The sequence below is a fragment of the Photobacterium lipolyticum genome (assembly GCF_003026475.1).
In the GTDB taxonomy this organism is placed as follows: Bacteria; Pseudomonadota; Gammaproteobacteria; order Enterobacterales; family Vibrionaceae; genus Photobacterium; species Photobacterium lipolyticum.
This window is the reverse complement of the sequence record NZ_PYMC01000001.1, coordinates 307,416-321,818: the sequence shown is the minus strand read 5'-3', so window position 1 is coordinate 321,818 and position 14,403 is coordinate 307,416. Positions and strand designations below refer to the sequence as shown.

Here is a 14,403-nt window from a genome sequence, read left to right as displayed (position 1 = left end):
TTGTTCCTTAAGACTGTGCTGCAAGTCGACTTGGCGATGCAATTTGTTTCATTCTTAATGTTTCAACAAAACAGCCTGTTTTTACTGTATTAGTATTGATTTGGTAGGCTGAGCAGTTTTCTGTAATCAGGTGGTATTGTTTGATTTTTATAACAATATCATTGGCCTGTGAGGGTAATTGCTGTCGTTTTATTCGTCTTGGCGACACGCCGGCCTGATTAAGCTGTTGTTCTGCTTTTTTTGCGATCTTTTGTTCCCGCAGTGTCCGATAAGAGATTACCCAATCGGTATCAGGGGCTGCAGGTAAAAAGTCTGTAATGATTGCTTCAACCCTGCTTTGGGTTGCGGTTAGACCATGGCGTTTAACATCAATGTTAAAGCTATGCTCCTCAGGATAAATCAATGCTTCAGCACCTTTGGCGGGCAGTGGTTTATCAACGCAGGCAGAAAGCAGCAAAGCGAAAGTCAGCAGAATAATGTGTCGTATCATTGAATAAAGCCTCCGCGGTTTAACATGTCTATTGTTAATGAGTCCGCTACTTTTTCGTTGTGCGTTGATTTTTTGCCATAGATATTAAACAAACGGCTCAGGGTGGATGTTTTATGTATTACCGGCAGTCGTACTTCTTGCGATGTGACGGGTTTAACCAGGTTCACGGTAGCTACAATAATTAGCTCGGTTTTCATGCGCTTGGTAGTTGCCTTGCGAAAGGCTGCCCCCAATACTGGGATATCACCCAATAGAGGGATGCGGCTGATTTCTTCAAAGTCGTCGCTGCTCATTAAGCCGCCCAGCATGAAGCTTTCACCATCGGCGAGTTCTACTGTTGTTAAGGCACGGCGGGTGCTCAACTGAGGAACTTCGATACCCGCCGCTTTAATGATCCTCTCAATAGCACTGACTTCTGGTGCGATTTGCAGGCGGATGTTGTCGTTGCTTTCAACTTTGGCCGAAAGATTGAGCTTAACGCCAAATTCCTTAAAGCTGATGTTGGTGGTATTTTGGTTGGTAACGATCACCGGCACTTCGCCGCCGACCAGAAAGCTGGCACTTTCACCTGACATCACGGTGAGATTGGGCTCGGCCAATACTTCTGCCATGCTGTCATTGCCAATGGCACTGATCACGGTCGACAGATCGGTTGCATTAAATTGCTGATAAGAAAAGGTACCTACTGACTGACCGAGACTGCCCCAATCTACCCCGAGGGTTTCGTTGAACTCTTTTGAAACCTGGGCCACAGAAATCTTAACGTTGATTTGTTTTACGCTATCAATTTCCAGCCCTTCGATAATGCCGTCCCAGCGGTAGTTACGGTGGAAGTTAACCCATTGCATTTCTTCGAACTCGTTGTCGCCGTTTTTGATACTCAGGTCTTCAGCTTCACCGTAGCGGGTTACTTTTTCTCGGCCTAATAGGTTGGCGATCAGGCGGTAAATATCATCACGCTGCTTTTCAGAATAGACTTTGCCGCGAACCGCGACCTTATCGCCGACAGAGGTGATCCAAATATCCAGATCCGGGTAATAAAGTGTTAGCTGGCGACGAATATCTGTCAGATTAATATCGACATGGATAAGCTGAGACAGCAGCTTATTTTGATTGTTACTGTAAACAATCAGCTGAGCCTGACCGATATTTTTAGTAAATAAGACTAAAGTGCGTTTGTTAATGATCTTGTAGTCGGCAATGTCAGGTTGACTGATAAAAACAGTACCAATGTCCTGTTCAAAGTCGATATTGGTCGCGGCATTAACCGGCAAGTAACGGCCTGATGCCATGGTCGATTGAGCAAATAGTGCCATCGTTGTTAGCAGCAGTACCCTTAGCGTAGTAAATAGCCCGAATCGAGCTGTTGCGTATATTTTAAATTGTCTGCAATCAGCCATTAGAACAGCTCTCCCAGGTTTCCTTTCTCGGTACCACGTAGTTCAATAATGCCGCTGTAATTGGGAACAACATCACTGACATTCGCCTCCGGTTGACGCTGATAGTGCTGACTGCGGACAATCTCTAAATACATGGTTCGTTGTGCCAGCGCTAATCGGGCTAAATCATCTGGTTTTACTTCGATAACGATGGTGGATTCACCGTTACCGTTATTGTTAACTTGCGGATTAATCGCCTCTGAGTCACCGTTACCGACGGACATAACCCGTATTTGAGATAACAACAGGGTGGCTTTCACGCCTTCAAACTCTTCCAGCTGATTGGTCGTGTTCGACAGATTGGTTTTCGGTGAGCTGATCGCCATGATGTCAACATTGTCACCGGGCTTGATATAACCGGCGATCATGTTTTTGGACGAGATGGTTAACGGATAAAGTGTCATACCCTCGCTGATCAGTAGATCAAGATAACCCGGTTGATCTTTAGTGGTTTGATATTCAGGGAACACCAACTCGTCGGTTTTCACCATGGTATTCATCAAGGTTGTCGGCTTAAAGCTAAGCTCAACATCTTTTTTAATCCCCAATGCCAATGCTTCGCTCAGAGTGACTTGTTGCCTTTCTACGGACTCTGCAGGCAAGGTTTCCCCTTTACGCACATCTGTTTTTGCTCGCCAGAAGGTGACATAGGTTTCTTCAGCCTGCGCGGGAATTTCAGTTTCTGACGTGGTGCTTTCTGTGGCATTGAATAGTGTGTCAGCAACACCATAAATACCGGTAATGACGGCCAGAAAGGCAATAACGAAAATCACTTTTGAGCTCATGGTGCAATCACACTAGATAGAGTTGGCAACAATGGTCAGGTAAAACCCAAATGAAATGGCAACGCCGTAGGGCAAGCCCCGGTCTTCGCCCGGTTTTTTCTTGAGGATCAGTCGGTCTTTAATCAAATAGAAAGCAGCCAGGGCGCCTCCGGCCAACAGGGTGAGGATTACCGCATTGAGGAGTTGCCCGGGCAACAGAGCTGCGGCTAATGCCGCAGCCAGCTTGCCATCACCTGCTGCTATGATCCTAAAGTAGAACAGTAACAGACTGGTACAAAAGACGATTGTGGTACTAAGTAAGCCGACAATCACTTGATGCTGTTCTATAGCGAGAAGCAGTGACAAGGAAAAAATGACTACACATACCCAATTAGGAATTAAACGGTAACGAATGTCGGAATAACTTACGTAAAGAACGATTAAACCCAAGAGAGATAATAGAGACATTATTAAGCTGTAGGTGTTAAGTCTTTTAGCTGTTTGCCAATCGCAGCGTATGCTGCTTTTAAACTTTGCATAATTGAGCCAGTGTCACTAAATGCTAAACCTAGTGCCACAGCCATTGCCACACCAATCAAACCGTATTCAATTGCCGTAACTCCGCGCTCATCGTTTTTATATGTGTACAGAAATGCCATTGTGTTTGTGTATAATTTCATCATTTTGAATGTCCTTCGTAGGGGGCATGATAAATATGCTGCGGCATCATAAATAGTTCACAAAAAGAATGAAAAATACAACCTATTAGGTTTTTTTATAGGTCGCTGTTCTTTTATTTTTATCGTAAATTTATCTTCATGATGTTATACATGCACGGTTTATTTTTTTATGTTTCTTGCTGCAATGTTGGTTAATTGTTTTGTGGGGGAGGTGGCAAGAAGAAGCAAGAGGGGTATTAAAATGAGCAGAAGGGTATTGTGATTGTTTTACCGCATCACAATACTCTTATGTTGTTTTTATATTTTTTGATGAAAAAGCAACTCGTTTAGATGTATTCGATTGCAGTAAGGCGTTGATGTAACCAATTCATCGCCGGGCCTAAAATATAGCTCTTAGGCCATATAATGGAAGTACGCCAGTGATCATTCTTTAACTGATTAAATGAGAGGGAAACCGTTTTTAATCGACCAAATTCAAGGTCATTAGCAATGACAAAATTAGGCAGAAAGCTGATCCCCATACCGTTACGGCATAAGGTAAGAATGGTATGAATGTCTTCGACATGCCAACATTGAGGGGCTGTTTTCAACTCACCCATCCCCATACACGATAAGTCTGTCGGGAGCAGGAGTCGTGAGTTACAAAAATCATGAAAACTCAGGCTTTCACCTTGCTTTTTCAGAAAGTCAGGAGAGGCAACCCAGGAACTATGCATATGAAAAGCTGTAACAAATTCGCAATCAATTTTGTCTCTGGACGGAAAGATACCTAATGCTAAGTCGAGATTGTTATTTTTGATTTCGTCGAAAAGAGTACAGCTACTTTGCTGCATGAGAAAGAGTTCGACGAGAGGAAAGTTTTCAGAAAATTCGCAAAGAATCTGAATAATTTCAGGTCCGCAAATAAGCGGATCCATCCCGACTCTAAGGCGAACTTCATGCACTGAGTAAATTGACTTGGTCTTCTCGATAAAATTATCGTATTGAGACATCATTAATTTTGCATTTTTAAAGACTCGATCACCTTTTTCGGTCAGTCTCGGATACTTGTTGGTACGATCAAAAAGTTCGAAACCAAGATCAATTTCTAGATTCTGGATTGAAATACTGATCGATGCCTGGCTTTTATTGAGTTCCCGACCCGCAGCGCTGAATGAGCCTTTCTCGGCAGCAGTAATAAATGAGCTTAAATTTTCGAGTTGTAGTTTCATTTATTCTTCTGAATGTTGTTGAAATGTAAAAAGTGAAGCTAATAAGAGCTGTTATATTTTCATTAGTCAGTTACTGGCTTACCTATCATTAATACTTTTCTTTGATAGAATTGACAATAACTGATAGTTAGATATGAATATGCACCACTCAAATCATTCGCTGAGGATATTAATATGATCGTGATTATTTGTACACTGTTTAGTTCTCAGTTTTGCCTAAAGAAGTATAAGGTGAGTATTTGTATGAGCTCCATGGCTTAAAGTGATTAATAACCATATTGTCAATAAAGATAATCTTTAGGATTTATTATTAAAGATAATGAAACATTCAGAGTAGGCGAGTATCACAGCAACGGGCTAAACATATAAAATAACTGCTCAATGAGTTTATTGAGTGCCGGACGTTGGGCCCATTCTTTTTCATCCAGGCAAGTTGAACCCTTTATATACTCTTGTTGCAGCCAGCTCAGCTGTTGGGTGAATTCCGGGTCATCGACAACCATGGTGACTTCAAAGTTCAGCCATAAGCTGCGCATATCCAGATTGACGGTTCCAATTAAGCAGTGACTGTCATCGATAATGACGGATTTGGTATGTAATAACCCACCTTGGAAACGATGGATCTTCACGCCTGCGCTGAGCAATTCACTAAAAAATGAGCGGCTGGCCCATTCAACCATCACTGAGTCGTTTTTATCCGGCACAATGATGTGGACGCTGATCCCACGTTGTGATGCACCTTTAAGGGCGTGTTGTAAATGTTCACTGGGGACAAAATAAGGCGTAGTGATAACCACGCTTTCTTGCGCCTGGTAAATACTGAGTAATAACACTTGGTGAATAATTTCATCTGGCATGCCCGGGCCGGAAGGGATCACTTGCACCGTATCGGTATTTTCTGCTGAGGGTTTGATTTCGCCAGTAGGTAGGGGTGGTAAGAAGCGTTCACCTGTTTCCACTTCCCAATCCCATGCTTGGATGCCATTCAGAACAGAGACTGCCGGGCCTGTCAGACGAACCATAACGTCAACCCATTGGCCGACGCCAGCATCAACTTTGAAATGCTCAGGATCGACCAGGTTCATTGAACCGGTATAAGCAATCTTGCTATCGATAACCACAATTTTTCGGTGCTGGCGTAAATCCAGGCGTCGCAGGAACACACGTAAAGGGGTGACGGCAAGGGCTTCAATGATCTCGATCCCCGCATGACGCATTAACTTCGGCCAGTGAGAGCGGAAGAAACGCATACTACCGGCAGAATCGAGTAGGATTTTGACCGATACACCACGTTTTGCAGCATTAATTAGCGTGATGGCCACTTCATCGGCTAATCCACCCGGATGCCAGATATAAAATTCAAAATGGACCGATTCTGTTGCCTGTTCAATGTCATCGATCAGCGAACGTAAGATCTTAGCGGGGGAATCCTGTATCGAAAGTGAGTTGCCGGAAAGCCCCGGAATGCCTAATCTTTTTTCACACAACTCGCTGATAGGACGTGCATTTCTGCTCATTAACTGGGGCTGGTGGCCCGGACAATCGCTGAGGTGTCGGAACCAGTCGGCAAACGGGGCAAGCATTTCTTTAGCACGTTCAGCCCGCTTTTTACCAAGCGTGAGTTCACCAAATAAGAAATAAAAAACGATGCCGCCGATAGGGATGATATAGATAATCATCAGCCAGGCGAGAGAGACGCCAACGACACGGCGTTTCGATACCACACGAATGGTCACACCGGCAACAATCAACCAGTAAGCAAATACAGCTACCCAGGCTAAGACTTGATAAAACTGTTCCATGTGAATGACTTATCGGACCGATTATGTTGTTTCTATTCTGCATTCTTTCATCAACAAAACATAGCCTTAATACCAATTATGATCAATTTCTGAATTGTACAGTCTTGCCTGAAAGGCAATGAATTCTGGATCTGAGGTGATATCGATAGATTGGGCGTAATAAAGAGAAGCTAGAAATTCTAACAAGATCGGATAAATACAAAATAATTGTTTGAGTGGCGGCTAAAATATAACCAAAAAGGGGGGGGGTTATTGTTAAATAAGAGTGATGGATCAAAAAATAGAAACGCAGACTTCACATTCTATTCTTAAACTGTTCTACTTACCAGTAATGGTAAAGGAATTGGTATTCATAAAGTGTACACAATACTTTACATGCACAGGTCGATGGGTATGCAAACAGCGATATCATCAAACACAAATTATTAGAGAAGTAGTATGGCAAGTAGCTCAAGAGCGCAATTTAGCTCACGGATAGGATTCATCTTGGCAGCAGCCGGTTCAGCGGTTGGTCTTGGCAATATTTGGGGGTTTCCGACCCAGGCGGCAAGTAACGGTGGTGCCGTTTTTCTTTTAGTTTATCTGGTAATGGTTTTTGCGTTGGCTTATCCATTGTTGGTCGCAGAACTGACAATTGGTCGTTACGGCAGTGCAAACCCAATTAAATCAATTCGTTCTATTTGGCCTCAGCAACGTGGTGCGGCAACCGTTCTGGGTATCGCGGGTATGATTGCGGTATCTATGATCCTTAGTTTTTATGCCATTGTTGCAGGGTGGTTATTTGGCTTTCTGGTAGGGCCTATACTCGAAGCAATTGGTTTTGTGAATGCGGCAATTTGGCTGGAATCATTCAGCGCCAGTCGTAACCTGATTTTGATGATAGCCTTTATGGTGCTGACTATTATGGTCGTACGCAATGGTGTTGCTAACGGTATTGAACGCTGGTCAACCCGATTAATGCCTGTACTGCTGATTTTGTTTGTTGTGATGGTGGCTTACATCCTGACCCAGGAAGGGGCAATGGAGGGGCTGAAAATGTATCTGGTTCCAGATTTTTCACATCTCAGCCCTGATTTGGTTGTGAGTGCAATGGGCCAGGCCTTCTTCTCACTGTCATTGGGTGTCTGTTCAATGATGGTATATGGCTCTTACCTGAAAAAAGATGCGAATTTACCCAAAACGGCAGCGCAGGTTGCATTGCTTGATACCTCTGTCGCCTTTATTGCCGGTATGCTTATTTTACCTGCGATGTTCGTCGCACAGCACAACGGCGTAGAAATCTACAATGAAGCGGGTGCATTGCTGGATTCTGATACTTTGGTCTTCAGTGTACTTCCTGCCATGTTCAATACCATGGGCGCTGGAGGTCTGTTTGTCGGCGTGATGTTCTTCGTGCTGATGGTGATTGCAGCTTTAACCTCATCGATTTCTATGCTTGAAGTGCCAGTAGCATGCGCAACCGAAGAGCTAAACCAAGACCGAAAAGTGGCTGTTTGGTGGATCGGTGGGTTGATCACCCTGTTCTCTGCGCTTATCGTATTCAACTTCGGCGATTTATTTGGTTTGGTCATTTCTTTAACCACTGAATATGCACAGCCAATTTTGGGTATGTTGTTTGCTTTACTGGTTGGTTGGGTATGGAAGCGTGACAACGTACTGAAAGAAATCAAAGAAGGTTACCCGGAGCTGGAACAAGGTCTGTTCTGGAAAATCTGGCCTTGGTATGTACGTGTTGTTTGTCCAATTATGATGCTGATGGTGTTCTTTGCCTGATCCCTAGTTATAACAAAGGACAAATAAAGCCGCTCAATTGAGCGGCTTTTGTGTTTAATAGCAAACGGTATATACTCCGCGTCTTGATTTTTTGTCTCATTGACTGGTATCTGGCTATGTTCACTCTGGTTTATCAACATTCTGACTTTCTGGTTATCAATAAACATCACGGAGTGAGTGTTCATAAAGATGATAACGATCAGCCCTTGCTTGCTGAAGTGGCTAAGCAGACCGGTGATGAAAAGCTATATCTGATCCATCGGTTAGATAAGATGACGTCAGGTTTACTGCTATTGGGTCGCAACCGTAAAGCCGCAGCAGAGCTGTCGGCTAACTTTGCTAACCGAGACGTCGAAAAATTTTATGTGGCAATTGGAACTAAAAAGCCTAAAAAGAAACAAGGTGTTGTTGTCGGTGATATGACTCGCTCTCGCAGAAGCAGTTGGAAGCTCGAATCGAGCAAGGAGAACCCAGCGATAACCCAGTTCTTTTCCACTGCAGCAGGAAACGGACGCCGTTTGTTCTTATGCAAACCCCATACGGGTAAAACCCATCAGATCAGAGTGGCATTAAGGAGTGTTGGCTCAGGCATCACCGGTGATGATATTTATGGCTGTGAAGCTGCGGATCGAGGATATTTACATGCTTTTGCCTTATCGTTTCCTTATCAAGGTGAAAAACAGCAATTCCTTTGTCCGCCTGAGGCTGGCGTGCTATGGCAAACTGAGGAAGTGAAACGAGCGCTTACTGAATGGCATAGCCCTTGGGAGCTGACTTGGCCTAATCTTTCGGTTAAGAAATGAACTAATTAAGCCTCTTTGACTGTTACAAATAAGCGTTGAGATAAGAAGTGAAGCCGTAAGCGATAAAAAGCCCTTTTTTTATCGCTAACCTTAGGGAAATTGAGCAAGCGCAATTATTTTTTTGATATAGGTCACATATAATGCCGGCCAAGGATTTACCTGGTCTGAGGAATAAAATGCGCCTTACCCGCTCAGTATCGCTTCGCATGCGTCTTAAAAAGAAAAAAAACCAATCTAGTTTTTGGGGCCTAGCGTCAATCCGCCGTAATAGTCAAAAAATTAAAAATCGAATCAAACGTCAACGACAAGTGCGTATTACCGCAGAATATGTTGTCCTCGCGAATAATCGCCTACCAGAAGAGCAGTTGAAGTTGGTTGCCTGATCGCGAGATACCCATTTTTTGTTGGTGGGAAGTTACGTCTTCACAAAATGTGTTTGGAAGGGCTCGCCATTCCTACACATTTCATTCGAATTGAGTTCCCAGTGAAAGGGCTGAATCTCGCATCTTGAGGTGGTTTGGGTATAGAATGGCGACCTTATTTCAATATACCCAGTAAAGTTATGGAAACCAGCGCGCTAACTACCTTAGAACAACATCTGATTGCGAAACTGGCTACACCACCTGTAGAAGTTCGCCGCCTATTTCATGGTCGTGGCCGTTGCTGGTCTGGCTTAGAACAAGTCACCGTTGACTGGTTGCAGGGACAAATCCTGGTATCCTTGTTTAAGGAGCCTTCCGAAGCCTTTTTGAGCGCATTGCACACACTGTTAATGTCACTGACTGAAACGGATGTGTGGCAAAAAAGTGGTGCAACATCATTGCTCTTACAACACCGTGATCGCCCGGGTGCACCTACTGAAGTATTATGGGGTGAAACCTCTGAACAGCAGAATGTCGTTGAAAATGGCCTGACATTCAAGCTGGATCTTGGGCGTAATCAGAATAACGGTTTGTTCCTTGATATGCGCTATGGCCGTCAATGGGTACAAGACAATGCTGCAGGTAAGCGCGTCCTTAACCTGTTTGCTTATACCTGTGGCTTTTCCGTGGCTGCTATTGAAGGGGGAGCGTCCCAAGTCGTCAACTTAGATATGGCAAAAGCATCGTTGAGTCGCGGGCGTGATAATCATAGGCTAAACCAGCATGACCTATCCAAAGTGAAGTTTCTTGGACATGACTTGTTTAAATCTTGGGGAAGATTAAAGAAACTTGGTCCTTATGATTTGATTGTGATTGATCCCCCTAGCTTTCAGCAAAATAGTTTTGCCTTGACGAAAGATTATCAGAAAGTTTTACGTCGTTTACCGAGCTTATTAACTGAAACTGGGGAAGTATTGGCTTGTGTCAATTCTCCTGCAGTATCAACCAGTTTTTTAATTGAAGGAATGGCCACGGAAGCGCCTGAACTGCGTTTTATTGAGCGTTTAGATAATCCGCCTGAATTTGAAGAAATTGATCCTGAAAGAGGATTGAAAGTTATGCGATTTACCTATTGATTTTTTACAGTGGTAGCTAGTGGAAAATCTTTTACCATTAGCAACCACGAAGGTTTTATTCAGTGCCACTAGCTCAAAAATGCCCCTAAAAGTAGGTTAAATTGACGTCTATTACCGGTAGAGTTGATCTGAATGGTCATGTGCGAATTGAACAATTATGCTAAGGCGCTTTCGCCTTCAAACCAAGGTGGAAAATCAATCTACTAAAGGCAGGCCAGTTAAACTCTGCCATATCAGCTAATGGTATGAGTGTCAGTAATAGCTAGGTTTCCATCGATCTTAATTGTTCTTTGATCTGCTCTGCATCTTCTTCCGATATGAGGTACTGCTGGACGTAGTTCTGTAAATGCTCGGATTGGGCTGTTAGCAAATAGTTTCTTAATAGTCTCCGCTGAACCTGTGCGGAAATAATAGGCTGTTGGTGTTCTATTGTTACGATTTTTGTTTCGCAGCTATCTAGCCAGCCTTGCCATATTTTTGCCACACTACCCGCAACGGCTTCTGGAATTTCCTCATCTTCCGTCCAAGCTTTAAACTCGTCGAGCACGTTATTACAGCTAAGAAATCTAGCCCAGGCCATTTCATATTCTTGTTCTATAAGCTTTTGGGAGGAGCTTGTTATATGTATTCTTGCACGATGAAGCAAGCCTGATAACTCTTTAGGTAGTAGTGAGAATTTCGGTCTTTGATATTGGTGGCGGATCGCTTCCATCTGCTCATCAAGTGAGTTTTTTAGCTCTTCAAAAATAACGCCTCTAATCAAGCCTTGGTCAAATAGCCGATATAAGTAGCCTATCTCAATACTCGCGCAACGTAGCATGAGACGGTTCCATAAGCCGATCGGGCCCACTTCAACGCTAAACCAGTGGTGCAACTGCCTCTCCTGAGCCTTAATCATAGGGAGCAGCTTGAGGGAAAGTTCTTGCGGAGCGCCTGTTTTGGCGAACGCCGATTTGAGCAGGGGCTGCAATGCTTTCCGGCTATGATGGAGTGTGGATAGGGTGAGTTCCGCACAGGCAATACTGTCATTAATGTCTCGTTCTTTTAAGCCTAAATGAGAAGTAAGCGGGCCAATTAGCATCCCTTGGAGCAGTGTCGTGAAAAAGACCACACTGATGGCGACAGACAAGATGGTTTCATTTCCAAACAGAGTAACCAGTCCCATAGCCAGAGCCATGGTGACAGCCCCACGCAGTCCGCCTACAAATATAAGGTGGCGGAATTCAATGGGAATCGCCTTAGCCTGACGTTGTAGGTGACCGATTTTTGGGATCAGGGCGTAGGCGATGAATGCGCGTGACAGCCACAGAGCTGCAAGCACAATCAGAGAAATGGCGGCATTTTCCCAAATCAAGGTTAAATCCATCCAGAGTCCCACAATTAGGAAGACGCTGGCCGTTGTAATAAAAGAGAGATAAGACCAAAAGTGATTGAGATACTGCTGGGATTTACGTGAAATGGGAAGCGGTGCCTTGCTTGCTATGGTAATACCTGCGGTGGCTGTTGCTACGATGCCACTGGCATTCAGAATTTCTTCAGCAAAGAGATAGCTACCGAAAGCTAAAAGAAGGCTGAGGCTGATTTCCCAAAAGGGATCATCCGGCATCTTTTTTAATAGCAGAAGCAAGAATAGGGCAAGTAGCCAGCCACAAATAATACCGCCGCCGAGTGTCAATAGAAAAAGGCCGCTACCGTTCAATAGGGTCGGCCAGAATCCTTCTGCGAAAGCAAAACTAACCACCAGTATCTTAGTAAGAGTGATGGCAGTAGCATCGTTGAACAGGCTTTCACCCTCAATCAGCATGATCAGGTCTTTGGGTGCTCTGAGTTGGCGAAAGGCCGTAATGACTGCGCTGGGATCAGTGGCGCTTAAGATTGCCCCGAGCAGCAAGGCAACGTGCCAGTCAAGGGACGTAAATCCGCTAATAAATGCTGCAACCACTAACGTGGAAATCAGTACACAAGGTAGAGCCAGCACAAAAATGGCCAGCCGATTTGCGGCTAACTTGCTGATATCCAGATTGTATGCTGTTTCGAAGACCAGGGTGGGCAAGAGCACAAAAAGGATAATGTCGTGGGTTACCTCTTTGTTTGTCAGCGCTTCCAGGGGCAGGGAGAGTAAATCCTGCGTTTCATGGAGCAAAAGTCCGGCTAGTACTAGCAGTACAGAGTAGGGAATCCTGGTTAGCTTAGCCAGCGGCTTGGTGATGGCTGACGCGAGCAGCAAGATAAACATGGCCATAAAGAATTCTGATATAGAATAACTCACTAAAATGGCCTCCCAAAATGAATAATTGCACCATTCTAAGCGCGCATTGGTGATACGACATCACGGCTATTACAGAGCTAAATGGATACTATTGACAATAGTTCATTTTAAGGGGGAATGAGTGTAACGACCTGTGTTGAATGACAGTAATTGGATGTATGAATTTATGGAAATCTTTTTACCTAACTAACCTTAAGGTCACTTAGATATGCATTTAACAGCCTCTTTTCTATATCAGGAGACAAATTCACCGCGCCATTAGAGGGGCAAAGCTTAGCTTGTGCCCCTCAATTTACAGTATTTATCAAGAATGCATCTCGGTTGATAGTCAGCAAAGCCCTAAGCTAAAGTGATGCTTTTGCGTTTTCAGCTATTAAGTGATCGACGTCCTTGATGAATTTTTGTGTCATGGCTGTCAGTTGATGACTATCATCATTCATTTGCTGAGAGAGTTTAGTCAGGTTTTCTAACTGTTGGTTATTGCAAGCAACTAAAGATTGAACATCTTTGACTTCACCAGTAGCTTTCAGCTGAGACAAGCCAATATCTCTATATTTGTGCATTGCGTTTAGTTGAAGCTCTACAATACCTTCAATATTTTTAGTAATGAGTTGATTGAACTTCACATATGGGGCAAATGCTTTTTCTGCTTGTTCTATATATGTTTCAAACATTTCCGGGTACATATTGCGACTCCTCATTGGGGATTAATGCGGCCCTATAGGTCAAAGCTGCTAATGCTTATTGCATGTATAAACCGCCGTTAATAGACAACGTCTCTCCGGTGATATAGGTGGCGGCATCACTTGCAAGATAGGCAACAGCTCCAGCGACCTCATCTGGTGTAGCCAAGCGTCTCAACGGTATTTGTGCTTTGATACGTTCAAGTGCGGCTGGCTGAATTTCTTCTACCATCGGTGTACCAGTATAGCCTGGTGCAATCACATTTACAGTTACCCCAAAACGTGCGCCCTCTGCGGCAAGGGCCTTAGTAAAGCCAATCATGCCAGCCTTAGCCGCAGAATAGTTCGTCTGACCGAACTGCCCTTTTAAGCCATTGACCGATGAGATATTGATGATGCGGGCATTTCCGCGCTCACACATGGAAGAAAAAAGTGGTTGGGTGACATTAAATAGGCTATTGAGATTAGTATTGATAACCTCGTGCCATTGCTCTACGGACATACGTGTGAAGGTTGAATCGCGCGTTATCCCTGCGTTATTCACCAGAACATCAATATGACCTTCATCTTGAAGCAAAGACTCAAGAGATTCTCGGCAAGATTGAGTGTTTGTAATATCAAGGGGGAGTAAGCGAACCTGATTTTCTGAATAGTTATTTTTTTCAAACCATTCAATAGCATATTCTTTATTACCTGGAGAGTAAGCGGCAATAACACGATAACCTGCATCAAGAAGAACATTTGTAATTGAAGAACCAATTCCGCCTTTTGCACCTGTTACTAATACTTTCTTATTCATCTAAGTCAATTCCCTGTCGTTATCTCGTGAAATACCAATATGACGTTAATTATCAGGACAATTCTCATTAATAAGAATGCTTGCCATAATTAAATAATGATACTTTTTCAGTATTGTTTTATTGATAAATACCGTAAGGCTTAGTTATCTCCTTTCAGGTTAACGTTTTTGTGGCAGGTCGGATGACCGACC

General features: G+C 43.7%; 14 protein-coding genes. 4 read left to right on the top strand and 10 right to left on the bottom strand.

Features of this window, described 5'->3' with window-relative positions; all coding sequences use genetic code 11:
• Window positions 1-7: 7 nt before the first annotated feature.
• The 7 genes from C9I89_RS01345 to cls form a co-directional block, all read right to left on the bottom strand.
• Complete coding sequence (locus C9I89_RS01345) at window positions 8-490, bottom strand: hypothetical protein (protein WP_107281545.1); 483 nt, start codon at window positions 488-490, stop codon at window positions 8-10.
• Complete coding sequence (locus C9I89_RS01340; protein WP_245905376.1) at window positions 487-1,890, bottom strand: type II and III secretion system protein family protein; 1,404 nt, start codon at window positions 1,888-1,890, stop codon at window positions 487-489. Before C9I89_RS01340 ends, C9I89_RS01345 begins: the two co-directional genes overlap by 4 nt.
• Window positions 1,890-2,714: a Flp pilus assembly protein CpaB gene (gene cpaB / locus C9I89_RS01335; protein WP_107281544.1), complete on the bottom strand. Its 825-nt coding sequence runs from the start codon at window positions 2,712-2,714 to the stop codon at window positions 1,890-1,892. Before cpaB ends, C9I89_RS01340 begins: the two co-directional genes overlap by 1 nt.
• A gap of 12 nt (window positions 2,715-2,726) precedes the next feature.
• The gene (locus C9I89_RS01330; protein ID WP_107281543.1) at window positions 2,727-3,161 is read right to left on the bottom strand and encodes an A24 family peptidase; all 435 of its coding nucleotides are present in this window, start codon (window positions 3,159-3,161) and stop codon (window positions 2,727-2,729) included.
• Window positions 3,162-3,163: 2 nt separating this feature from the next.
• The gene (locus C9I89_RS01325) at window positions 3,164-3,376 is read right to left on the bottom strand and encodes a Flp family type IVb pilin (RefSeq protein WP_107281542.1); all 213 of its coding nucleotides are present in this window, start codon (window positions 3,374-3,376) and stop codon (window positions 3,164-3,166) included.
• A gap of 323 nt (window positions 3,377-3,699) precedes the next feature.
• On the bottom strand, window positions 3,700-4,584 hold the full coding sequence (locus C9I89_RS01320; RefSeq protein ID WP_107281541.1) for a LysR family transcriptional regulator: 885 nt from the start codon (window positions 4,582-4,584) through the stop codon (window positions 3,700-3,702).
• Between the two features lie 344 nt (window positions 4,585-4,928).
• Window positions 4,929-6,386 carry a cardiolipin synthase gene (gene cls / locus C9I89_RS01315; protein WP_107281540.1) on the bottom strand — a complete coding sequence of 486 codons (1,458 nt, stop codon included), beginning with the start codon at window positions 6,384-6,386 and terminating at the stop codon, window positions 4,929-4,931.
• Between the two features lie 438 nt (window positions 6,387-6,824).
• Between cls and C9I89_RS01310 the strand changes: the two genes are divergently transcribed.
• From C9I89_RS01310 to C9I89_RS01295, 4 genes are all read left to right on the top strand, one after another.
• Window positions 6,825-8,159 (top strand): sodium-dependent transporter, encoded by a 1,335-nt coding sequence (locus tag C9I89_RS01310; protein ID WP_107281539.1) that lies wholly within the window; start codon window positions 6,825-6,827, stop codon window positions 8,157-8,159.
• 116 nt (window positions 8,160-8,275) lie between these two features.
• A complete protein-coding gene (locus C9I89_RS01305; protein ID WP_107281538.1) occupies window positions 8,276-8,962 on the top strand; it encodes a TIGR01621 family pseudouridine synthase in 687 nt (228 codons plus the stop codon).
• 176 nt (window positions 8,963-9,138) lie between these two features.
• Complete coding sequence (locus C9I89_RS01300) at window positions 9,139-9,345, top strand: hypothetical protein (RefSeq protein WP_107281537.1); 207 nt, start codon at window positions 9,139-9,141, stop codon at window positions 9,343-9,345.
• Between the two features lie 179 nt (window positions 9,346-9,524).
• Window positions 9,525-10,460: a class I SAM-dependent methyltransferase gene (locus tag C9I89_RS01295; RefSeq protein WP_107281536.1), complete on the top strand. Its 936-nt coding sequence runs from the start codon at window positions 9,525-9,527 to the stop codon at window positions 10,458-10,460.
• Window positions 10,461-10,722: 262 nt separating this feature from the next.
• Here C9I89_RS01295 and C9I89_RS01290 read toward each other — a convergent pair whose 3' ends face one another.
• The 3 genes from C9I89_RS01290 to C9I89_RS01280 form a co-directional block, all read right to left on the bottom strand.
• Entirely contained in the window at window positions 10,723-12,729 is a 2,007-nt protein-coding gene (locus tag C9I89_RS01290; protein WP_245905375.1) for a cation:proton antiporter, read from the bottom strand.
• A 344-nt stretch (window positions 12,730-13,073) separates the two neighbouring features.
• Entirely contained in the window at window positions 13,074-13,415 is a 342-nt protein-coding gene (locus C9I89_RS01285) for a phasin family protein (protein WP_107281534.1), read from the bottom strand.
• A 55-nt stretch (window positions 13,416-13,470) separates the two neighbouring features.
• Window positions 13,471-14,211, bottom strand: coding sequence for an SDR family oxidoreductase (locus C9I89_RS01280; RefSeq protein WP_107281533.1), 741 nt, complete (start codon window positions 14,209-14,211; stop codon window positions 13,471-13,473).
• Between the last annotated feature and the right edge of the window lie 192 nt (window positions 14,212-14,403).